This window comes from Arthrobacter sp. KBS0703 (assembly GCF_002008315.2).
Classification (GTDB): Bacteria; Actinomycetota; Actinomycetes; order Actinomycetales; family Micrococcaceae; genus Arthrobacter.
Genome location: NZ_MVDG02000001.1, coordinates 4049082 through 4069467, shown reverse-complemented (window position 1 = coordinate 4069467; position 20386 = coordinate 4049082). Strand labels below are relative to the sequence as shown.

Here is a 20386-nt window from a genome sequence, read left to right as displayed (position 1 = left end):
GGGCGGCACGGCCGGCCGGAACCGATCCGCTCCCGGGCCGCCAATCCGCCAAGGACGGCGAGTACGCTGTGAACACTAAGCGCACTTACCTTTTGGAGGGTGATCCGATGACGGACCGCATTGCTGACATCTGGGGCGAACGAACACCGTACGGAGCCGGCCAGGCGTGGCCGGAGCGCGTGGACCAGGCCCTTGCCGAGGGGCTGGCCGCGGACGACGTGGACCGGTGGGTGCAGTCGGCCTGCGTCCTGTGCAGCAATGGCTGCGGCTGCGACATCGCGGTCAAGGACGGCCGCATGGTAGGCATCCGCGGCCGGAAAGAAGACCGGGTGAACCGCGGCAGGCTGGGGCCGAAGGGGCTGTACGGCAGCTGGCAGGGCGAGACGCACAAGGACCGCCTGACCCGGCCGCTGATACGGGTGGACGGCCAGCTCGTGGAAACGGATTGGGACACGGCAATGGCCCGCATCGTGGACCGGAGCAGGGACCTGCTCGCCGCCAAGGGACCGCTCAGCCACGGCTTCTACACCAGCGGCCAGCTGTTTCTGGAGGAGTACTACGCCCTGGGAATCCTGGGCAAGGCCGGGATCGGCACGCCGCACATGGACGGCAACACGCGGCTGTGCACGGCCACGGCGGCGGCAGCCCTGAAGGAATCCTTCGGCGCCGACGGCCAGCCTGGCAGCTACACCGACGTCGACGAGTGCAGCGCCATCTTCCTGTACGGCCACAACATGGCCGAGACACAGACGGTTCTCTGGTCCCGCGTGCTGGACCGCCTGGACGGCCCCAACCCTCCGCGGCTCGTCTGCGTCGATCCGCGCGACACGGAGGTGGCCCGCCGGGCCGAGGTGCACCTGCCCGTCCATCCGGGCACCAACCTGGCCCTCATGAACGGGCTGGTTCGCGAGCTGTTCACACACGGCTGGATCGATGAGGACTACATCGCAGGGCACACCGCCAACGTGGAGCAGCTCCGCAGCGTGGTGGATCCGTGGACCCCGGAGAAGGTGGCGGAAACCTGCGGCGTGAAGGCCGCGGACGTCCGCCGCGCCGCCGAGATCTTCGGCACCGAAGACAGGATCCTCTCCACCGTCCTGCAGGGCTTCTATCAGTCGGCCCACGCCACGGCGTCCGCGTGCCAGGTGAACAACCTGCACCTGCTCCGCGGGATGCTGGGCTCGCCCGGCCGCGGAATCCTGCAGATGAACGGCCAGCCGACGGCCCAGAACAACCGGGAATGCGGGGCCGACGGCGATCTGCCGGCCTTCCGCAATTGGGAGAACCCCGAGCACGTCCAGGATCTGGCCCGCATCTGGAACGTGGATCCCGCCATCATCCCGCACTGGGCTCCGCCCACCCACGCGCTGCAGATCTTCCGCTACGCCGAGCAGGGCTCGATCGGGCTGCTCTGGATCTCGGCCACGAATCCGGCGGTGTCGATGCCCCAGTTGAGCCGGATCAGGGACATCCTGCGCCAGGACAGCCTGTTCCTGGTGGTGCAGGACATCTACCTGTCCGAAACTGCGCAGTACGCCGACGTCGTGCTTCCCTGCGCGGCCTGGGGCGAAAAGACCGGGACCTTCACGAACGTGGACCGCACCGTCCATCTGTCCGAGAAGGCCGTGGATCCCCCCGGCGAGGCGAGGAGCGATCTTGACGTCTTCCTCGACTACGCGCGCCGGATGGACTTCAGGGACAAGGACGGCCGCCCGCTGCTGGACTGGAAGGGCCCGGAGGACGGCTTTGAGGCCTGGAAGGAGTGCTCGCGAGGCAGGCCGTGCGACTACACCGGCCTGAGCTACGCAAAGCTGCGCGGCGGCAGCGGCATCCAGTGGCCATGCACCGATGAGCGCCCTGACGGGACCGAGCGCCTGTACACCGACGGCGAATTTCCCACCGCCCCGCAGTACTGCGAGTCCTACGGGCACGATCTTCTCACCGGCGCCACGACCGGCGAGACCGTCTACAAGGCAACCGTCCAGCCGGGAAGGGCCTGGCTCAAGGCCCTCGACTACAGTCCCCCGCACGAGGAGCCCGATGCCGACTACCCGCTGCGGTACACCACCGGCCGGACGGTCTACCACTTCCACACTCGCACCAAGACCGGGCGCAGCCGCCGGCTGAATGACGCCGCGCCCGAGCCGTGGGTTGAAATGTCCGTCGAGGACGCGGCGCGCGCGGGCTGCCGGGAGGGGACATCGTCCGGGTGACCTCGCGCCGCGGCCGGCTCGAAGTGCCGGTCCGCGTCGGCGACATCCGCCCCGGCACCGTTTTCGCGCCGTTCCATTACGGGTACTGGGACGCTCCCGACGGCGGCGCACCGGGCGGCGATTCAGCCTCCCCTGGTGCGGCTGCTTCGCCCGCCGGGCCCACCCGGGCAGCGAACGAACTCACCATCACCGAATGGGATCCGGTGTCCAAGCAGCCGGTTTTCAAGAATGCGGCCGTCCGGGTGGAAAGGCTGCGGGCCGGCGACGGACCGTCGAAGGCGCCGGACACCGCGGCATCACGCCCCGCCACAGGAGGACAGCCATGAAATTGCCGGTCTACATTGGCCTGCTGGACGAGGCGGAGGCGACACTCGCCGCGTCGTTCCGGGTGGTCGCGGACGGCCATGGGGACGAGCCCGACGTCCATTTCATCCTGCAGACGCTTGCCCAGCAGTGCGACGCCCACCGGGAGGCCCTGCAGCCGGTCATCGACCGCTACGGCGAGGAGGTGGAGGGTGAAGAGGAGCACCGCCTCACGGCCAACGGTGTGACGGGGGTCCGCTCGGGACCGTTGGCCCTGATGCTGGACCTGCAGGACCTCTACGTGCTGGTTCACCACATCGACGTCACCTGGATGATGGTGGGCCAGGCTGCCCAGGGGGACAGGGACAAGGAACTGCAGGCCGTGGTGAAACAGTGCGAGGGGGACTCGGAACTGCAGATCAGATGGCTCAAGACGAGGATGAAGCAGGCCGCGCCGCAGGCCCTCCTGGTGGCGGAGTGAGCACCGCAGGCCGGGCCCGGACCGGGCCCGCCGGGGTCCGCTAGGGCTGCAGCCGCCGGAGCCGCGCCCAGGCTGACGGCGCGAGCACCACCGCAATGCCCACCGCCGCGCCGATCACGGTTTCCACGATCCGGTCCCGCAGCAGGATGCCTGGGGCGGCGGGTGCGACCAGCAGCGTGGAAACGAGTGCCAGCGGCGTCACGAAGACCTGGGCAACGACGTAGTTGCGGGCGATGAAGAGCTCGGCCCCCAACTGGCAGATGGCCACCACCAGCACCATCTGCCACGGCGCCGGGTTGAGCGCGATGATCCCCGCCAGCAGTACCAGGCCCAGCACCGTGCCGATGATTCTCTGGACGCCGCGGCTGATCCGGTGCCGGGTGGTGCGGCCCACGAGCGGCACCACCGCGGCCACCATCGCCCAGTAGTTGTGCCCGAAGCCGAGCCACTGGCCGGCAAGGGTTGCCAGCGTCCCGGCAAGGCCCGCCGCAGCGAGGTAGCCCACGGCTTCGAGCCGGGCAGCCTGTTTCTCCTTCGCGGTGAGCCTGGCAGGCTCCGGCATCTCCCACGGCGTCCGGCGGCTCCGGAGCACACGCGAGGACAGCCCCACCAGGAGGCAGAAGACGGTGGTCACGACGGCCGCCAGCATGCACTGCCACAGCGGCGGCTGGTGGGGGATCGAAGCAATCGCGGCAAAGGCGAAGATGTGGAACAGCGAGCCGGCCGGCCGCTGGCGCCAGCGCGCAATGACCAGCGAGCAGGCACCGGCGACGATCGTGGTGGCCAGCACCAGGAGCCACGTGCTGGCCGCGCCGGAGAGCCCACCGGCCTGGACCGCACGGGCCACAAGGCTAGCCAGCAGGATCACCACGAGCATGAGCGAACCGGCCCGGACCTGGATGAAAAGCCGCTTCCGGTGCATCTCGCCGCGGCCGTAGATTCCCGTGAACGCGCCGAAGGAAGCGAAGATTGCGAGATCGAGGCGGCCCAGCAGCACCAGGGTGATCAGCGGGACGAAGACTCCGATTGCGCAACGGGCAGCAACGTGATGATCCTTGTTTGCCGGGGCAATGGTGAACATCTCGGCCAGCATCTTCACGGTCGATTCGCGCCTTTCGTTTGCAGTCTGGAACTGACGACGGCGGCGCTGGCGTGCGCTTTACAGCTTACGTTGGCGGGCACTCCCCTCTGAATGAAAGGGCTGTTACCTGTGTCTCCGGCTAGTGGTGCGGGTGCGCGTCCACCACAACCGCTTCGAACGTGGTGGCATTGGCGACGCCGAATTTCGCGTTCACCACGGCCAGGGAGTCATGGAAGAGGGCGGCCGTGGTCGGGACGTTGAAGTCCGGGCTGGTGATGACCTCCCGCACCGTCCCGGTGGACTCATGGAAGTTGACGCGGATGCGGCTCACCTGGTTGCTCTGGTTCTGCACCACCCACACGACGCTGTCCTTCACCACAACACCGTCGGCGTTGGGCACGGTGATGCCGTCGATCTTCGTGCTTTCCCCCGTCCGCGGGCTGACCGTGTACAGGGCCGCGTTGGCGGAGTGGGCCACGACCAGCCTGCGTGCGTCACGGGAATAGGCGATGCCGTTGAGGTTGAAGGCGCCGGAGAGGTCGGCCGCGGGGCCCTTGAGCGCGAGCGTCCGGACGTCGCCGAGGTCGCCGTCGTCGTCCACCGGTACGAAGTACAGCTCGGCCCGGCGGGAGTTGGTGAACCAGGCGCCGTCGTCGGTCAGTGCGACGTCGTTGATGAACGCCGCTTTGTCCGTCAGCTGGTAGGTCTTGACCGTCTTCTTGGTGTGCGTGTCATAGACGTAGGCCTGGCCCGTGGGTCCGCCGGCAACGAACAGCAGGTCGTTGCGCGTATCGGCCTTGAGGCCAACGGCAACGCGGCCGTCGGGTGCATCGATGAACTTCTTCGCCGTGTCCTTGTGGATGTCGCCACGGTAAATGTCCCCCGTGGCGAGGTCGCCCGCGTAGAACGTGCTGCCCTCGCCGGCCGCGATGCCTTCGGCGCCCTTGGCTCCGTCCAGCAGGATGACTGAGGATTCGTCCCCGGACTGTACCTGCCCGGCGGACGCCATGGGGGCCGGGACCAGGAGTGCGGCGAGGGCGGCTAACCCTGCGGCCGCACGGCGTGTTTTTCCTGAAACTATGCTGAGGGGCATGATGCTCTCCGGAATCGACTTTTCCGTGCGAGCTGGCCGTTGTACGGAGCTCCGCACGCTGGTCTTTTCAGTGTAGGTACGGGGGTAAGCGGCTGGCCATAGCGCCGCGGACCGGGCCTCAGGCGCCGGTCCGGAAATCTTCCCGAGATCGGAACGCGGGGGCAATGCGCCCGTAACAGCTGCCCGGCAGGCTGGCATCATGAAGCCTCACGCACCCATCCCTGCCACGGCTGAACTAAGCTGCGAGGTCTGCGGCCAGATGCCCGAACCTCCCAAAACCCGCCTCACGGTGGCGAACGTCGCCGTCATGCTCCCTATCGAACTGCTGGTGCACGCCCTCGTGGTCCAGACCCACCTGCCGTATCTGGCCAAGGTCCTGGTGCTCACGCTCACCGCCACCGTCCTGGTGATCTGGGTGGCTGAACCTGTCTCTTATACACATCTAGATGTGTATAAGAGACACTGCGGCGCTGGCTCCACGCGCCCGCACTGAGGCACCGCCGGCGGCTCGGTGCGGCCCCCTGTCTCTTATACACATCTAGATGTGTATAAGAGACAGGGCCCGGACCGTGCTGCGCGACCAGCCCGGTTCCCTGAAGAAAATCACCCGGTCGCTCGCGCTGCTGGACACCAACATCCTCAGCATCCACGTCCATCCGGTCCGGGGCGGCGTCATGGACGAATTCGTGCTGTCCGCACCCGGCGAGCTGACCGAACGCCAGCTCCTTGAGGCATTGAAGGACGGCGGCGGCAGGCACGCCCACGTCTGGCCCACCACGGCGCTGGCCATGGCCGACGGGCAGACGAAGGCGCTGAGCCTGGCGGCACGGATCGCCGCGAGCCCCCAGGAACTTCCGCTCGCCGTCGCGGAACTGCTGTCCGCCCGGATCCTAACGGAGGACGGGGAAACCGCCCGCCAGACGGCCGAAACGAACGACGCCGGCACCCTCCTGAAAATTCCCACCGCTTGGCACGGACCCATCACCTTCTACCGCCCCGGCGAACCGTTCACGCCCGCCGAATCAGCCAGGGCCCACCGGCTCGCGGAGCTCGCTGAGATCCTCGCGCACGTGCCCGACGGACCCGGGGGCACCAGGGAATCGGCCGCGGCGGGCAGCTAACCGCCCGAAAGCCGAAACCCGCCGAAAGCCCGCCTCCTCGCGATATTCCGGCCCGACGCCTCCCACGGACCGCCCGCCCCGCCTCCGGCACCGCCGGATGACGGGGCGGGCGGCCGTCTGTCCGCAGCACAACAGTCACAATCGGTGGTTTCGGCGGCAAAGGGCGTCTTTCCGGAAATTCCTTGACAGTGGCGCCCGTCACTCTTACCTTTGATTTTGGGATCCCAAAACGGGATCCCAAAAGTCCAAGCTTAGACGGACCCGTACAGAGCGGCCTGGCGCTTCCGGAACGCCGCCGCAGGCCATCGCTCACAGATTCCCGCCGCCCAACCCGCGGCCGCACACTCCGCACCACCCAAGATCGTTTCCCCGTCCGCAAACTTCCCCGTGAAGGAGAAGCTGTGTCTCTCCCCAATACTGAAACCGTGACAACCGAAGCCCAGACCACAGATGCCGCCGCCGGCGGCAAAACCGGCAAGAACGGCGTGCAACGGCGCACCAACGTCCGCTGGAAGCTCTTCCTGCTGCTGCTGGTACTCGTTGCCGTCAACTACATCGACCGCGGCTCCATCTCCGTGGCACTGCCCATCATCCAAAAGGAATTCAATATGGCCCCGGAGCTCGTGGGCCTCCTGCTCTCCGCGTTCTTCTGGACCTACGCCCTGATGCAGATCCCGGTGGGCCTGCTCATCGACAAGTTCGGCCCGCGCAAGGTCATGACAGCCTCCTGCGTCGGCTGGGGTGTGGCAACGGCGGCCTCGGGCATGGCCGGCGGCTTCCTGAGCATGTTCATCGCCCGGCTCGGGATCGGTGTCACCGAAGCCGGTGTCATGCCGGCCGGCGGCAAGCTGAACGCCATCTGGATGCACAAGTCGGAGCGCGGCCGCGGTGCCACCATCCTGGACGCCGGGGCTCCCCTCGGCGCCGGACTCGGCGGCATCCTCATCGCCGGCCTCATCGCAGCCACCGGCAGCTGGCGCAGTTCGTTTGTCATCGCCGGTGCCGCCACCGTGCTCATGGGACTCGCAGTCTGGTGGTACGTCCGCGACAATCCGCGCCAGCACCGCGCAGTCAACGCCGCCGAGGCCGACTACATCGAGGCTTCCCACGCCGCCGAAGACGCCGAAGCCGAACTCGACGGCAGCAAGGGCAAGCGCGCCCTGCTCCCCTACCTGAAGTTCCGTTCCTTCTGGGCCATGTGCTTCGGCTGGCTGGGCTTCAACGGCGTGTTCTACGGCCTGCTCACCTGGGGCCCGCTCTACCTCGCCCAGGCCAAGGGCTTCGACCTGAAGACCATCGGCTGGTCCACCTTCGTGATCTTCGGCGCCGGCTTCGTCGGGGAAATCCTGGGCGGCACCCTCGCGGACAAATGGCGGGCCGCCGGCGCCTCGGCCAACCGCGTCATGCGCACCCTCCTGGGAATCTCCTCGGTCGTGGTGATCGGTGGCCTGGTGGGCGTCACCGTGGTGGCGGACCCCACCACGGCTGTTGTCCTGCTCTCCGTGGTCATGTTCTTCCTCCGCTGGGTGGGCCTGTTCTGGAGCATCCCCTCCATCCTCGGCGGCCGGACCAACGCCGGCGTCCTGGGCGGCGCCATGAACTTCAGCGGCAACATCTCCGGCTTCGTCACGCCGATCGCCGTCGGCCTGATCGTCGGGGCCACCGGCTCCTACACGTGGGCGCTGCTGTACTTCGTGGGATCCGCCATCATCATGGGCGTGTCCGTCCTGACCCTGGACTACAACAAGCGGCTTCCCGTCTAGGCCAGCCGTTCAGGCCAGCCACCCAGGCCGGCCGCCCTAAGCTAGGCCTCAAGCACCATCTCCCGCCCGCCGGGAGCGCAATGTCACCGAAGAATCCGAATGGAGCACCATGCTTACCGCCGAAGAGACCCAGGACAAGGAACGCCCCCTCCGCGAGGCCGTCCGGGACACCCTCCGCACCCGGATATTTGAAGGACACTACGCTCCCGGCACCCGGCTGGTGGAACGCGACCTCGCCGCAGAATTCAACGTGTCGCGCCTCCCCGTCAGGGAAGCGCTGCGAATGCTCCGCATGGAAGGCCTCATCAGCGACCGCGGCGCACGCGGCGCCGAGGTCAGCACCCTCAGCCCCAAGGACGTGGAGGACCTCTTCGACGTCCGGCAGTCACTCGAGGTGCTGGCCTGCCGGCTCGCCGCCATCCGCGCCACCACGGATGACCTAACCCGCCTGGAAGGCCTGCTCGACGAGGCGGACCGCTGCCTCGCCAAGGGCGCCGTCATGGAGGCCCACCGTGCCAACAGCGAATTCCACGACGCCATCACCGCCATCGCCGACAACAACTTTCTCAAATCCGCGCTGGAACCCCTCCAGGGCCGCATGCACTGGCTGTTCCGCCACGTCAGCGACCTGCCGGAACTGATCCAGGAACACCGCGAGCTGTACGCCGCCATCGCCAGCGGCGATCCCGACCGCGCCGCCGCCCAGTCGGCGTCGCACATCGGCAAGTACCGCGAGCAGTTCCCGGACGACTTCCGGAAAACGGAACCAGCCCTGCACCGGAAGAAATCATGAAACTGCTCGTCATCAACCCCAACATCAGCGACGACGTCACGGCCCTCATCGAGTCGGAGGCCCTGCGCTCAGCCTCCCCGGGCACGGAACTGGTGGTCCGCACGGCCGGCCACGGCGTGGAATACATCGAAACCCGGTTCGAATCACTTATCGCGGCCGGCGCCGTCGCCGAGATCATGGCCGAATACACCGCGGAAGCCGCCGGCAGCCCCGCGGCCTCCGCAAAGATCGACGGCGTCGTGGTGGCGGCTTTCGGGGACCCCGGCATGCCGGCCCTGAAAGAGCTGGCCGACGTTCCCGTCATCGGCATCACCGAGGCGGCATTGTGCGCCGCGGCCCTGCAGGGGCACCGGTTCTCCATCATCGCCATCTCGGACCGGATCCGGCCGTGGTACCTCGACTGCGTCGAACGGTTCGGCCTCGGCGGCCGGCTGGCCTCAATCCGCTCCATCAATGAAAGCCTCAACGCCATCGGCTCCGTGCAGCAGGACTTCAAGGAAACGCTCCTGGCGCTCAGCCGGCAGGCCGTCACCGAGGACGGGGCCGACGTCGTGATCCTTGCCGGCGCCCCGCTGGCGGGACTGGCGCGCGAACTGCGCGGCCAGATTCCGGTCCCCGTGGTGGACGGCATCTCCGCCGGCATCCGCATGGCGGAGGCCGTGGTGGGCCTCCAGTCCGGGCCGCACCGTGCCGGCGCGTTCGCACCCCCGCCGGTCAAGGCCCGCAGGGGCCTCTCGGAAGCCCTCGACGCCGCCCTCGCCGCCGCCTAGGGCACGCAGACGGCCGCCGCGGCCCAGTCGCGCTAACCCCGCCCCCCTAGCCACTTCGCACCAGTCCCACCGGCTTTATCCCTTAGGAGGACACCGATGTCCAACACCCCAGACCTTGTCATTGCCAACGCCACGGTGGTCAACAGCTTCGGCCGCCAGAACTCCCACATCGTGGTCCGCGACGGCCGCATCGAACAGCTCATCGACGCCGCTGAACCGGTCCCCGCGGCCGCGCGCACCGTGGACGCAACGGGCCGGCTGGTGATTCCCGGCGGCGTGGACGGCCACTGCCACGTCGCGCAGGTGACCGGACGCTTCCGCACCCTGGACGACTACCGCACCACCTCCACGGCAGCGCTGTGGGGCGGCACCACCACCATCATCGACTTCGGCATTCCGCGGGACGCCCAGGAGACACCGCTTGCGGCCGTCCTGCACAAGAAGGAGCTGGCGCAGGAGTCCCGCTGCGACGTCGCCCTGCACGGCGCCGTGGTCAGCTGGGACGAGACCGTGCCCTGGCAGCTGGAGCAGCTGGCCGCGGAGGGCGTGCGGTCGGTCAAGATGTACACCACCAACCGGGGCACCACCATGGCGGACGGGGACACCATCCTCAAGGTCATGCGCGAGATGGTCCGCCTGGACGGCCTCACCTACATCCACGCCGAACACGATCCCATCATCAGCGACTGCACGCAGCAGCACGCCGACGACGGCAGGATCGGCATCGAGCACCTGCACCGGACGCGCCCGGAGCTTGCCGAGGAAGTCTCGGTCAAGGAAACCCTGGCCATGGCCGAGTACACCAAGGCACCCGTGTACTTCGTCCACCAGTCCACTCCGGGGGCGGTTGACCTGGTCGCTGAGGCCCGGGCCCGCGGCCAGGAGGCCTACTCCGAGACCTGCCCGCACTACCTCACCCTGGACGACACAGTGTACGGCTCGGCATTTCCCGAGTGGTACGCCTGCTGCCCGCCCATGCGCAGCCCCGAGACCGTGGCCGCCCTCCAGGAGCGGCTGGCGGACGGCGCAATCCACACCGTCTCATCGGACCACTCCTGCTACGACCTGTCGCAGAAACGTGAGCGCTCGGATGACATCCGCGCCATGCCGCACGGCCTGCCGGGCGTGGAAACGCGGATGCCCGTCACGTTCACGGCCATGGCGTCCGCGGGCGGGTCCGTGGAGGACTTCGTGGAGGTGTTCTCCGCCGGCCCGGCCCGCATCAACGCCCTTCCCGGCAAGGGGACCATCGCCGCCGGCTTCGACGCCGACCTCGTGGTTTTCGATCCCGCCGAACAGCGCACGGTCGACGGCGGTGCACTGCACATGGGCACCGATTTCTCGCCGTTCGACGGCCGGACGCTGGCCGGCTGGCCCGCCGTCGTCGTCTCCGCCGGGCGGGTGGTGCTGGACGCTGACGGCTTCCACGACCCCGGCCCCGCGGGCCGCTTCGTGGCCCGGAACGGATTCCGGGAGCACCTCGCGGCCGCCCCGCTGCCGTCCAGCGCCACCGCCATCACTCCCGTAACCTTCGCAGCAAAGTAGGAGCAGCCATGCCATCCGCAACACCCAGGACCCGCATCGGCATGATCGTGCCGTCGTCCAACACCTGCCTGGAACCGCAGAGCTACCGCATCCTCGGCGACCGGGAGGATGTCACCATCCATTTCACTCGGATTCCGGTGACCCGGATCGCCCTGGACGACTCGTCGGACAGGCAGTTCGACCCCGCCGTCATGCGGGCGGCGGCCCAGCTGCTCGCGACGGCGGACGTGGACGTCATCGCCTGGAACGGCACCTCGGGATCATGGCTCGGGGCGGACCACGACCGCGAACTCGTCCGGGATATCCGGGACGCCACCGGCATCCCGGCCACCACGTCCACGCTCGCGTACATGGAGGCGTTCAAGGCGTTCGGCACCGAGCGGATCGGGCTGTTCACCCCGTACACGGAGGACGTCAACCAGGCCATCATGGCGTCCTACGAGCGGGACGGCATCAAGACGGTCGCCCACACCTGCCTGGGCCTGAGCGACAACGAGTCCTTCGGCCGGGTCACCGACGACGAGATGCGCCCGGGCTCGCTCGAACTGGCGGCGGCCGCACCGGATGCCCTGATCTACCTCTGCACCAACCTGTACGGCGCCAATATAGCCGCGGAGATCGAGGGAGGCACCGGCGTTCCGGTGCTGGACTCGGTGGCCGTGACCCTGTGGCATTGCCTGAAACTTGCCGGGTCCCCCTTGCTCGCACCGAGGTGGGGCAGGCTGCTCGCGGACTGATCCAGTCCGCCGGCCTTGCCACCCCCAGGCGAGGCCGCAGCCCGGGCAAGCAGACGGCGGCGGCCCGCCCACTGGGAGCCGGCCGCCGCCGTCGAACGTTCCCGTCGGGCTCTTTTCGGGCCCGCGGGGCCTACATCAGGAGCTTGAGCGCCCCGGGATCCACCCTGACGCTCATGTGCCTTCCGGACCCCACGTGGTCGCCGTCGAGCTGGAACTCCTGGTCGTGGTGAAGGGTCACCTCGGCCGACTTGCCCTGGAAGTACTCGGCGGATTCGGTCCTGTTCTTGCGGCGGCCGAAGATGCCCTTCACCACCCCGAGCCAGCCGAGCCGGCCGCGGGGCGCGAGGATGAGGACGTCCAGGACGCCGTCGTCCACCTTCGCCTCGGGAAATATTTCGATGCCGCCCATGATCTGCCCGCAGTTGCCGATCATCACGCTGCGGATCCTGCGCTTCACCGGGTCCCGGCCGTCAACCGTGATGGTGGCCCTCACCGGCTTGCCCGGCAGCTTGCGGATTCCTGCCTCCACGTACGCGAGCCAGCCCATGCGGTCCTTGAGGATGTCCACGGTGTCGGCCATGATCGCGGCGTCATAGCCCACGCCGGCCATGACCAGGAAGACGTTCTCGTCCTCGGACTCGTCAAACCTGCTCCTGACCACGTCCACGGTGCGTTCCGTTCCGTTCAGGACGTCGTACGCGGCGGAGACGGGGTCTGTGATCTCCACGCCCATGTTGCGGGCCAGCAGGTTGCCGGTCCCCAGCGGCACCAGGCCCAGCGGCGTGTCCGTTCCGGCGAGGACCTCCGCGACGCACCGCACGGTTCCGTCGCCGCCGGCGGCAATAACGACGTCGACCCCCGCCTCAAGCGCCTCGCGCGCCTGGCCGCTGCCTGGGTCCTCTTCCGTCGTTTCCAGCCACAGCGGCTCGGCCCAGCCCTGGGTATCACACAGCCTGACCAGCGACGCGCGGAGGCCGGAACCCGCGGCCTTGACAGGGTTGATGACCACAGCGGCCCGTTTCGGCGAGGAGGCGTTATTGGCTGGCATGGTGTCCTTCGACTGCAGAGGGGGCGGATAACCGGGGAATTCACATCGTAGCGGGGTTCGCCGGCTACCCGTAGGGGTCCGGCACCGGCCCGGCGGGGCCGGGCAGTTGCGGCCTCAAAGTGCCTTTACGGCCCCGAGCACCTTGGTCAAGGACTCCTTCGCGTCGCCGAACAGCAGCGTGGTCTGCGGCTCGTACATGAGTTCGTTCTCGATCCCGGCGAATCCGGGCCGGAGGGAGCGCTTGAGGAACACGACCTGCCGTGCGTCCGCCACCTCGAGGATGGGCATGCCGAAGATCGGCGAGCCGGCGGACGTCTTGGCCGCCGGGTTGACCACATCGTTGGCGCCCACCACGAGGGCGACGTCGGCGGTGCGGAATTCAGAGTTGATCTCGCTCATCTCCTTGAGCGATTCGTAGGGCACGTTGGCCTCGGCCAGCAGCACGTTCATGTGCCCCGGCATTCGACCCGCCACGGGATGGATGGCGAAGTCGACCCGGATACCGCGGGCCTCGAGCGCCAGCGCCAGTTCGGCCGCGGTGTGCTGGCCCTGCGCTACGGCGAGGCCGTAGCCGGGCACGATGATCACCCGCTGCGCGTAGCCCAGGAGCACCGCCACGTCCTCCGCGCTGGACGAGCGCACGGGCCGGTCGCTCACGGCTGTGGATCCCGCCGTCGAATTTCCCCGGAACGCCCCGAACAGGATGCCCGCAACACTGCGGCCCATGGCCGCCGCCATGGCGCGGGTGAGGATGGTGCCCGAGGCTCCCACCAGCGTGCCCGCCACCACCAGGAGGACGTTGCCCAGCACCAGGCCGGAAGCCGCGACCGCCAGGCCGGTGAACGCGTTCAGCAGGGAGATGACGATCGGCACGTCCGCGCCGCCGACGGGCAGCACCAGCAGCACGCCAGCCAGAATTCCCAGCACCAGGAGCACCAGGGCCAGGGCGAGCGAACCGCCAAGAACGACGGCGGCGCCGGAGCCCACCGCCGCGAGCAGCACGGCGCCCATGAGCACGGGCCTGTCTCTTATACACATCTAGATGTGTATAAGAGACAGCTCCTGCAGCTTGGCGAAGGTGATGGCGGAGCCGGCGAAGGACACCGCGCCCACCAGGAGCGTGAAGACGACGGCGAGACGCAGCCAGCCGTCGTCGGCATGCGGCAGCTCGAGCAGCGCCACGAGCGCCGCGGCGCCGCCTGTCTCTTATACACATCTAGATGTGTATAAGAGACAGGAAGAGGGCCACGAGCTGCGGCATCTGGGTCATCCTCACCCGCCGGGCCACGGGCGCGGCCACGCCGGACCCCACCGCCATGGCCCCGAGGATCCACGGGACGTTGTCCAGCCTGGCCGAGAAGAACACGGTCACCACGGCCAGGAGCGCGCCGAAGGCCCCGATCAGGTTGCCGCGGCGGGCCGTGCGGGGTGAGTTGAGGCCCTTGAGGGCCAGGATGAAGAAAACGGCGGCGGCGAGGTACAGCAGCGAGGTCAGAGTGGGATCGAGGAGGGTCACCGGACGCTCCCCTCTCCCTCAGGCGACTTGCTGCCTGACGCTTTGCCGTCAGGCCCTTTGCTGTCTGCCGGTCCGCCCCTGGACGATTTCCGCGGCGGTTTTTCCGCCGCGCCCCGGCGGCCCCGGAACATCTCCAGCATGCGGTCCGTCACCACGAAGCCGCCCACCAGGTTGGCGGTGGCGAGGACCACGGCGAGGAGCGCCACGGCGAGGACCCACGGGTGCGCGGCCTGGCCGGCCACGATGATGGCACCCACCAGGATGATGCCGTGGATGGCATTTGCGCCCGACATCAGCGGGGTGTGCAGCGTGCTGGAGACCTTGGAGACCACTTCGAAGCCGACGAAGACCGCCAGCACGGTGATGGTCAGGAGGCTGATGCCGTCCATCACGCCACCCCCTCGTTCTCGGACGCCTTCTCCCCGGAAAGCTCGCCCTCCGGAGGCTCCGACTCCCCGGTGAGCGCCGCGAGGGCCTCCGCGGTCGGCGCGTGCCGCACCACGCCGTCGTGCGTCAGGCACGCACCCGCCACGACGTCGTCGTCGAAGTCGGGAGCGACGGTGCCGTCGCGGGTCATCAGCGCGAGCAGGTTGGCCACGTTCTTGGCGTACAGGCGCGAGGCGTCGGCAGGCATGGCGGACGGGGCATCCTTCAGCCCCACCAGCGTGACCGTGCCGTGGCCGTCGGCGGTGGGGATGTGGATGTCACGGCCCGGCATGGAGCCCTCCACGTTGCCGCCGGATTCCGCGGCGAGGTCGACGACGACCGATCCGGGGCGCATGCCCTGCACCTGTCTCTTATACACATCTAGATGTGTATAAGAGACAGGGGCGCGCCTGCCCGGGACGGCCGCCGTCGTGATCAGCACGTCAGCGTCGGCGACGTGCGGCGCCATGTGTATAAGAGACAGCTGCAGGGCGCCGCGGTCCGCGCTGAGTTCACGGGCGTAGCCGCCGGAGGCCTCCGCCGTCTCAAGATCCAGTTTGATGAACGTACCGCCCATCGAGGTGACCTCTTCGGCCGAGGAAGGCCGGATGTCGTTGGCCGAGACCCGGGCGCCGAGCCTTTTGGCGGTGCCGATGGCCTGCAGCCCGGCCACGCCGACGCCGAGCACCAGCACCCGCGCGGGCGGGACGGTTCCGGCGGCCGTCATGTAGAGGGGAAAGAAGCGCGGCAGCCGGATGGCGGCCTCGAGCACGCAGCGGTAACCGGCCACCAGCGCCTGCGAGGACAGCGCATCCATGGACTGTGCGCGGGAGATGCGCGGCACCAGCTCAAGGGCGAAGGACGTCACGCCGCCCTCGACGAACGCCTGGACGGCGGCCAGCTCGGTGGACGGCGAGGCCAGTCCGACCGTGACGGCGCCCCGTTTGAGGGAGCGGGCGGTTGCGGGCTCGATCGGGCGGACGTGGGCCAGGACGTCCAGTTCCGCCGGGTCAAGGTCCGGGACGATCCGGGCGCCGGCCTGCCGGTAGTCCTCGTCGCCGTGCCCGGCGGCGGACCCTGCCCTCGACTCGACCAGCACCTCCAAGCCCAGCCCGGCCAGCTGCTTCACGGTTTCCGGCGTCGCGGCCACCCGCCGCTCACCTTCCCGGCGCTCCCTCGGTATTCCTAGCCTCACCCGCCACTCCCCTTCCGGACGAATGCAGCTTCGCTGCTGCACATGGTTGGCTTGAGTCTATGACCCAGCGCGGCTGCGCGGCAGTAGGGCGGCTGCAACCGGCCGGCTACGATCCGCTGCGGTACCTCACGGTGCTGTTGCGGCCGTACCGTTTGGCCCGGTAGAGGGCCTGGTCGGCACGGTCCATCAGGTGCGCCTTTCCGGCGTCGGCCAGCTCGCAGACTCCGGCGGAGATGGTGACCGCGCCCACGACCGCGAACGGCGCGGCGGCGATCGACCGCCGGGCCCGCTCCTGTCTCTTATACACATCTAGATGTGTATAAGAGACAGATCCTGCCGTCGGTCCCGGGAGCATCCAGACGAATTCCTCACCGCCGAGGCGGGCGAGTACCTCACCCTTCCTGGATGTCTCCCGCAGCCTTGCGGCCACTTCGATGAGTACTTCGTCGCCCGCCGGATGGCCGAACGAATCGTTGACGTTCTTGAAACGGTCGATATCCAGGAGAACCAGGCTCAGCGGGGCCCCGCTGGTGTCGGCGGCCTCAAGCTCCCGCGCCAGGCGGGACTCGAAGGCGCGCCGGTTGAAGAGCCCGGTCAGGGCATCGGTGCTGGCCCTGTGTTCCAGCAGTTCCCACGCCTCGGTGTTTCCGATGGCGATTTCCACGAGTTCCGCGAACTCCGCCAGCCTGTCCAGCATCGAGCCGGACACGCCGTCCTTGGTGCGGGAGGTCAGCACGATGGCGCCCCACAGCTCCCCGTGCACCCGGATGGGGGCGGCTGCGCCGGTCCGGAAACCGCCGGCGAAAAGCTGCTCCCCGACCTGGCCTCCCTCGGGTGAGTACGCCACAATCGCGGGTTTGCCGGTGAACGCGACGGCGGCCGCGGCCGACCTGTCGCCCGGCTCAAATGTCTGGTTTCTGTCCACTTCCGCCGGCAGGCGCGGTGCCATGGCGATGATTCTGGCTGACCTGGAACCGGTGAAACGGACTACAGCCGCTGAGTCCACGGCGAACAGGCGCTGCAGGATCGCGGCAACCCTCGCGGAAATGTCCAGCGGGGCGGCGCTCCGTGCGACGGCGGTCGCGATCTCGTGCAGGGCTGCCCAGGTCTGTTCGCGCTGCAGCCGGTCGGTGATGTCCACCGCCACAACCATCCCGGCCGAGATCCCGTCTTCCGAGTCCACCGGCCTGGCGGTGAGGCGGAACGTCCGCTGCCCGATCTTCCGCTTCCACTGCACTTCCTCCCCCGCCAGCGCGGCGCGGTAGCGCGGCTCAAGCTCGGCGGCGAGTTCCGGGCTGAGCACCTCGTGGATGGTCCGGCCCTCCAGGTCGGCGGGCGTGTGGCCGAAGGCAGCGAGCTCCTGGCCCTCGGCAATGATGTACCGGAGATCTGCGTCGAAAAGCAGGACGAAGACGCTGGGAACGCCGCTTGCGAGTGCCCGGTAGCGTGAAACGTCGCGATGCTCCCGGCGTTCAGCGAGCACCCTGTCAGTGATGTCGGTGACCAGGACGAAGAAGCCCTGGACGCTGCCATCCTTCACGTCCGGCATGTAGGAAATCTGGGCCTGGCGGGTTTGGCCGGACGCGTTGACAATCGTCTTGCCGAACAGCTGCGGCCTGCCCTCCAGGACGCCGGCGAGGTACGGCAGGTTCGCCCGGTAGGCGTCCTCGCCCACGACGTCGCGCATGTGGAGTCCGCGGACCTGCTCCGGCGTCCGCCCGACCCAGCCCACATAGGCGTCGTTGGCAAGCCTGTTCCGCAGCTCCCGGTCCCAGTAGCCCACCATGGCAGGAAGCCCGTTGAGGACCGCCGAAATATGCCGGTCCGTCGCGGCAACCGGGGCGGGCGGCTCGCCGTCGGTACGTTCTGATTGCCGGTTTTCCATTTGACCAATAGTCACAGCCGGGGCGCCGCCCTACAATCCCCCACACCGGAGGACGGCAGCCCGATCTGCTGCTCCCGCCTAGCGTCCCGTGGAAAAGTCCGAAGAAATCCGCTCCGCGGCGGCCACGATTTCCTTGCGCACCGAGTCCAGGTAGGCCCCGGGGTCCGGCCGGGCCGCCACGCTCTGCGCCTGCAGGGAGACGTTGACGGCGGCCACCACCTTCGGGCCGTGGTAAACCGGCGCCGCGACGGACATGAGCCCCAGTTCCAGCTCCTGGTCCAGGAGGCACCAGCCCTGGGCGCGGACGGTGTCCAGGACGGCCAGGAGCTCCTGGACCGTGCCGACCGCCCGCGGCGTGAGCGGCCTGATCTCCGCCGCGGCCAGATATTCCTTGAGCTGTGCGGGCGGAAGGGCGGCGAGCAGCACCCTGCCCATCGACGTCGCGTAGGCCGGGAACCGGGTGCCCACCGTGATGCCGACGTTCATGATCCGGCGCGTGGTCACGCGGGCAATGTAGGCGATGTCCGTGCCGTCCAGCACCGCGGCCGACGTCGATTCGCCGAGCTTGAGCGACAGCTCCTCAAGGTGCGGCTGGGCAAGCTGGGGCAGGGACAGGCCGGACAGGTAGGCGTACCCGAGCTGCAGCACCTGGGCGGTGAGCGCGAAGGTCTTGCCGTCCGTCCGCACGTAGCCGAGTTCGACGAGCGTGTGCAGGAAGCGGCGGGCCGTGGCGCGGGTCAGGTCGGTGCGCCCGGCCACCTCGGTCAGGGTCATGACGGCGTGGTCGGTGTCGAAGGCGCGGATTACGGCCAGCCCCCGCGCCAGCGACTGCACATACTGGTCACTCGCCGCGGGCGCGTCGGTTTTCGGCGGGCGGCCGGCCCTCGATGCGGTCCCTGCTGCTGCGTCGGTCATGGTTACCAATCCTATTCGCGCGAACGGACGCTTAAGCCCCCGCCCCGAAGCGCGAACTGGCAGCTAATGACCTCAGATCGGGGATTTGAGGGCATAGGCTGCCAGTTCGCGCCGGAGGGTGGTGGTTAGCGTTCGACCGCGGGGGCTGCTGTGAGGGGGACCGGCACCAGGGCCTGGAGCTCCTCGAGGGTGCAGCCGAACGTCTCGCGCACCTGGACGCCGTCCGGGCCGGTGAGGAACACTGCCTTGTCCGTGTACACGCGGGTTACGCAGCCCACCCCGGTGAGCGGGTAGGTGCAGGCGTCCACGATCTTGGAGGCGCCGTCCCGGGTCAGGAGCGTCATCATCACGAACACGTCCTTGGCGCCTGTGGCCAGGTCCATCGCCCCGCCCACGGCAGGAATGGCGTCCGGTGCTCCGGTGTGCCAGTTCGCGAGGTCACCGGTCGCGGAGACCTGGAAAGCGCCCAGAACGCAGATGTCCAGGTGCCCGCCGCGCATGATCGCGAACGAGTCGGCGTGGTGGAAGTAGGACGCGCCCGGGAGCTCGGTGACGGGGATCTTGCCGGCGTTGATGAGGTCGCCGTCGATCTGGTCCCCCTCGGCGACGGGGCCCATGCCCAGCATCCCGTTCTCGGTGTGGAGCGTGATGTCCTGCTCCGGCTCGAGGTAGTTGGACACCAGGGTGGGCTGGCCGATCCCGAGGTTCACGAACGAGCCGGGCTTGATGTCCCGTGCCACCAGCCGGGCGAGGTCGTCGCGGCCCAGGGGCGTCTCGCTGGTCTGAAGGGATGCTGTCTGGATGCTCATTTCAGGCCACCTGTTCTGTCTTGCCGGCGGCGGTGTTCACGCGGACAACGCTGTTGACGTAAATGCCGGGGGTCACGACGTTCTCCGGATCCAGGCCGCCGGTGGGGACGATCTCGGAGACCTGGACAATCGTGTGCCTGGCGGCGGCGGCCATGATCGGACCGAAGTTCCGGGCCGTCTTGCGGTACACCAGGTTGCCCTTGCCGTCGGCCTTGAGTGCCTTGATGAGGGCGACGTCGGCGTGGATGGGGGTCTCGAAGACCTGTCCGCGGCCGTCGATGATCCGGGTTTCCTTGCCCTCGGCCAGCATGGTGCCGTAGCCGGTGGGGGTGAAGAAGCCGCCGATTCCGGCGCCTGCGGCCCTGATGCGCTCGGCCAGGTTGCCCTGCGGCACGAGCTCCAGCTCGATTTCGCCGGCCTTGTACTTGGCGTCGAAGTGCCATGAATCGGACTGCCGCGGGAAGGAGCAGATCATCTTGCGGACGCGCCCTTCCTTGATCAGCAGCGCCAGGCCCTGGTCGCCCTGGCCGGCATTGTTGTTCACCACGGTCAGATCCGTGGCGCCGCCGTCGAGCAGCGCGTCGATCAGTTCGAACGGCTGCCCGGCGTTGCCGAACCCGCCGATCATCACGGTGGAACCGTCCTTGATGCCCGCGACGGCCTCGCCCACGGTGTCAATGAAAGTCAGCATG

15 protein-coding genes and 3 pseudogenes are annotated in these 20386 nt (G+C 68.4%); 8 read left to right on the top strand and 10 right to left on the bottom strand.

The window, feature by feature from the left end:
* Positions 1 to 107 precede the first annotated feature (107 nt).
* Both B1A87_RS18910 and B1A87_RS18905 read left to right on the top strand, forming a co-directional pair.
* A pseudogene (locus B1A87_RS18910) lies at positions 108 to 2539 on the top strand (molybdopterin oxidoreductase family protein).
* Positions 2536 to 2997 (top strand): hypothetical protein, encoded by a 462-nt coding sequence (locus B1A87_RS18905; protein WP_078028341.1) that lies wholly within the window; start codon positions 2536 to 2538, stop codon positions 2995 to 2997. The pseudogene B1A87_RS18910 and the gene B1A87_RS18905 overlap by 4 nt, the downstream one beginning before the upstream one ends.
* A gap of 40 nt (positions 2998 to 3037) precedes the next feature.
* Here the strand turns inward: B1A87_RS18905 and B1A87_RS18900 are convergent, their stop codons facing one another.
* Both B1A87_RS18900 and B1A87_RS18895 read right to left on the bottom strand, forming a co-directional pair.
* Positions 3038 to 4096 carry an FUSC family protein gene (locus B1A87_RS18900; protein ID WP_078028342.1) on the bottom strand — a complete coding sequence of 353 codons (1059 nt, stop codon included), beginning with the start codon at positions 4094 to 4096 and terminating at the stop codon, positions 3038 to 3040.
* A 121-nt stretch (positions 4097 to 4217) separates the two neighbouring features.
* The gene (locus B1A87_RS18895; RefSeq protein WP_078028343.1) at positions 4218 to 5171 is read right to left on the bottom strand and encodes an SMP-30/gluconolactonase/LRE family protein; all 954 of its coding nucleotides are present in this window, start codon (positions 5169 to 5171) and stop codon (positions 4218 to 4220) included.
* 199 nt (positions 5172 to 5370) lie between these two features.
* Between B1A87_RS18895 and B1A87_RS18890 the strand changes: the two are divergent.
* The 6 genes and pseudogenes from B1A87_RS18890 (at position 5371) to B1A87_RS18865 (ending at position 11900) form a co-directional block, all read left to right on the top strand.
* Positions 5371 to 6292: pseudogene (locus B1A87_RS18890) on the top strand (amino acid-binding protein).
* A 401-nt stretch (positions 6293 to 6693) separates the two neighbouring features.
* Positions 6694 to 8055 carry an MFS transporter gene (locus B1A87_RS18885; RefSeq protein ID WP_078028345.1) on the top strand — a complete coding sequence of 454 codons (1362 nt, stop codon included), beginning with the start codon at positions 6694 to 6696 and terminating at the stop codon, positions 8053 to 8055.
* Between the two features lie 109 nt (positions 8056 to 8164).
* Positions 8165 to 8848 carry a GntR family transcriptional regulator gene (locus B1A87_RS18880; protein ID WP_144275881.1) on the top strand — a complete coding sequence of 228 codons (684 nt, stop codon included), beginning with the start codon at positions 8165 to 8167 and terminating at the stop codon, positions 8846 to 8848.
* Positions 8845 to 9618, top strand: a complete 774-nt coding sequence (locus B1A87_RS18875) for an aspartate/glutamate racemase family protein (protein WP_144275880.1) — start codon at positions 8845 to 8847, stop codon at positions 9616 to 9618. Before B1A87_RS18880 ends, B1A87_RS18875 begins: the two co-directional genes overlap by 4 nt.
* Before the next feature lie 96 nt (positions 9619 to 9714).
* Positions 9715 to 11163, top strand: coding sequence for an amidohydrolase family protein (locus B1A87_RS18870; RefSeq protein WP_078028347.1), 1449 nt, complete (start codon positions 9715 to 9717; stop codon positions 11161 to 11163).
* Between the two features lie 8 nt (positions 11164 to 11171).
* Positions 11172 to 11900 (top strand): aspartate/glutamate racemase family protein, encoded by a 729-nt coding sequence (locus B1A87_RS18865; protein WP_078028348.1) that lies wholly within the window; start codon positions 11172 to 11174, stop codon positions 11898 to 11900.
* A gap of 130 nt (positions 11901 to 12030) precedes the next feature.
* Here the strand turns inward: B1A87_RS18865 and B1A87_RS18860 are convergent, their stop codons facing one another.
* The 8 genes and pseudogenes from B1A87_RS18860 to B1A87_RS18825 all read right to left on the bottom strand — a co-directional run bounded on the left by B1A87_RS18860 (position 12031) and on the right by B1A87_RS18825 (position 20385).
* A complete protein-coding gene (locus B1A87_RS18860) occupies positions 12031 to 12948 on the bottom strand; it encodes a diacylglycerol kinase family protein (RefSeq protein WP_144275879.1) in 918 nt (305 codons plus the stop codon).
* A 114-nt stretch (positions 12949 to 13062) separates the two neighbouring features.
* Positions 13063 to 14464: pseudogene (locus tag B1A87_RS18855) on the bottom strand (NAD(P)(+) transhydrogenase (Re/Si-specific) subunit beta).
* The gene (locus tag B1A87_RS18850) at positions 14461 to 14853 is read right to left on the bottom strand and encodes an NAD(P) transhydrogenase subunit alpha (protein WP_078028350.1); all 393 of its coding nucleotides are present in this window, start codon (positions 14851 to 14853) and stop codon (positions 14461 to 14463) included. Before B1A87_RS18850 ends, B1A87_RS18855 begins: the two are co-directional and overlap by 4 nt.
* Positions 14853 to 16085 (bottom strand): Re/Si-specific NAD(P)(+) transhydrogenase subunit alpha, encoded by a 1233-nt coding sequence (locus tag B1A87_RS18845; RefSeq protein ID WP_144275878.1) that lies wholly within the window; start codon positions 16083 to 16085, stop codon positions 14853 to 14855. Before B1A87_RS18845 ends, B1A87_RS18850 begins: the two co-directional genes overlap by 1 nt.
* 106 nt (positions 16086 to 16191) lie before the next feature.
* On the bottom strand, positions 16192 to 17970 hold the full coding sequence (locus B1A87_RS18840; protein ID WP_144275877.1) for a diguanylate cyclase: 1779 nt from the start codon (positions 17968 to 17970) through the stop codon (positions 16192 to 16194).
* 78 nt (positions 17971 to 18048) lie between these two features.
* Positions 18049 to 18885, bottom strand: a complete 837-nt coding sequence (locus tag B1A87_RS18835) for an IclR family transcriptional regulator C-terminal domain-containing protein (RefSeq protein ID WP_078028353.1) — start codon at positions 18883 to 18885, stop codon at positions 18049 to 18051.
* Between the two features lie 125 nt (positions 18886 to 19010).
* Positions 19011 to 19694 (bottom strand): 3-oxoacid CoA-transferase subunit B, encoded by a 684-nt coding sequence (locus B1A87_RS18830; RefSeq protein ID WP_078028354.1) that lies wholly within the window; start codon positions 19692 to 19694, stop codon positions 19011 to 19013.
* A gap of 1 nt (position 19695) precedes the next feature.
* Entirely contained in the window at positions 19696 to 20385 is a 690-nt protein-coding gene (locus B1A87_RS18825) for a 3-oxoacid CoA-transferase subunit A (protein WP_078028355.1), read from the bottom strand.
* Position 20386: the final 1 nt, after the last annotated feature.

Bases quoted from the DNA above. Each gene is read 5' to 3' on its own strand.
- B1A87_RS18865 (WP_078028348.1), top strand. From the start codon at position 11,172: ATGCCATCCGCAACACCCAGGACCCGCATCGGCATGATCGTGCCGTCG.
- B1A87_RS18840 (WP_144275877.1), bottom strand. From the start codon at position 17,970: ATGGAAAACCGGCAATCAGAACGTACCGACGGCGAGCCGCCCGCCCCG.
- B1A87_RS18850 (WP_078028350.1), bottom strand. From the start codon at position 14,853: ATGGACGGCATCAGCCTCCTGACCATCACCGTGCTGGCGGTCTTCGTC.
- B1A87_RS18875 (WP_144275880.1), top strand. From the start codon at position 8,845: ATGAAACTGCTCGTCATCAACCCCAACATCAGCGACGACGTCACGGCC.
- B1A87_RS18830 (WP_078028354.1), bottom strand. From the start codon at position 19,694: ATGAGCATCCAGACAGCATCCCTTCAGACCAGCGAGACGCCCCTGGGC.
- B1A87_RS18825 (WP_078028355.1), bottom strand. From the start codon at position 20,385: ATGCTGACTTTCATTGACACCGTGGGCGAGGCCGTCGCGGGCATCAAG.
- B1A87_RS18860 (WP_144275879.1), bottom strand. From the start codon at position 12,948: ATGCCAGCCAATAACGCCTCCTCGCCGAAACGGGCCGCTGTGGTCATC.
- B1A87_RS18905 (WP_078028341.1), top strand. From the start codon at position 2,536: ATGAAATTGCCGGTCTACATTGGCCTGCTGGACGAGGCGGAGGCGACA.
- B1A87_RS18870 (WP_078028347.1), top strand. From the start codon at position 9,715: ATGTCCAACACCCCAGACCTTGTCATTGCCAACGCCACGGTGGTCAAC.
- B1A87_RS18895 (WP_078028343.1), bottom strand. From the start codon at position 5,171: ATGCCCCTCAGCATAGTTTCAGGAAAAACACGCCGTGCGGCCGCAGGG.
- B1A87_RS18880 (WP_144275881.1), top strand. From the start codon at position 8,165: ATGCTTACCGCCGAAGAGACCCAGGACAAGGAACGCCCCCTCCGCGAG.
- B1A87_RS18835 (WP_078028353.1), bottom strand. From the start codon at position 18,885: ATGACCGACGCAGCAGCAGGGACCGCATCGAGGGCCGGCCGCCCGCCG.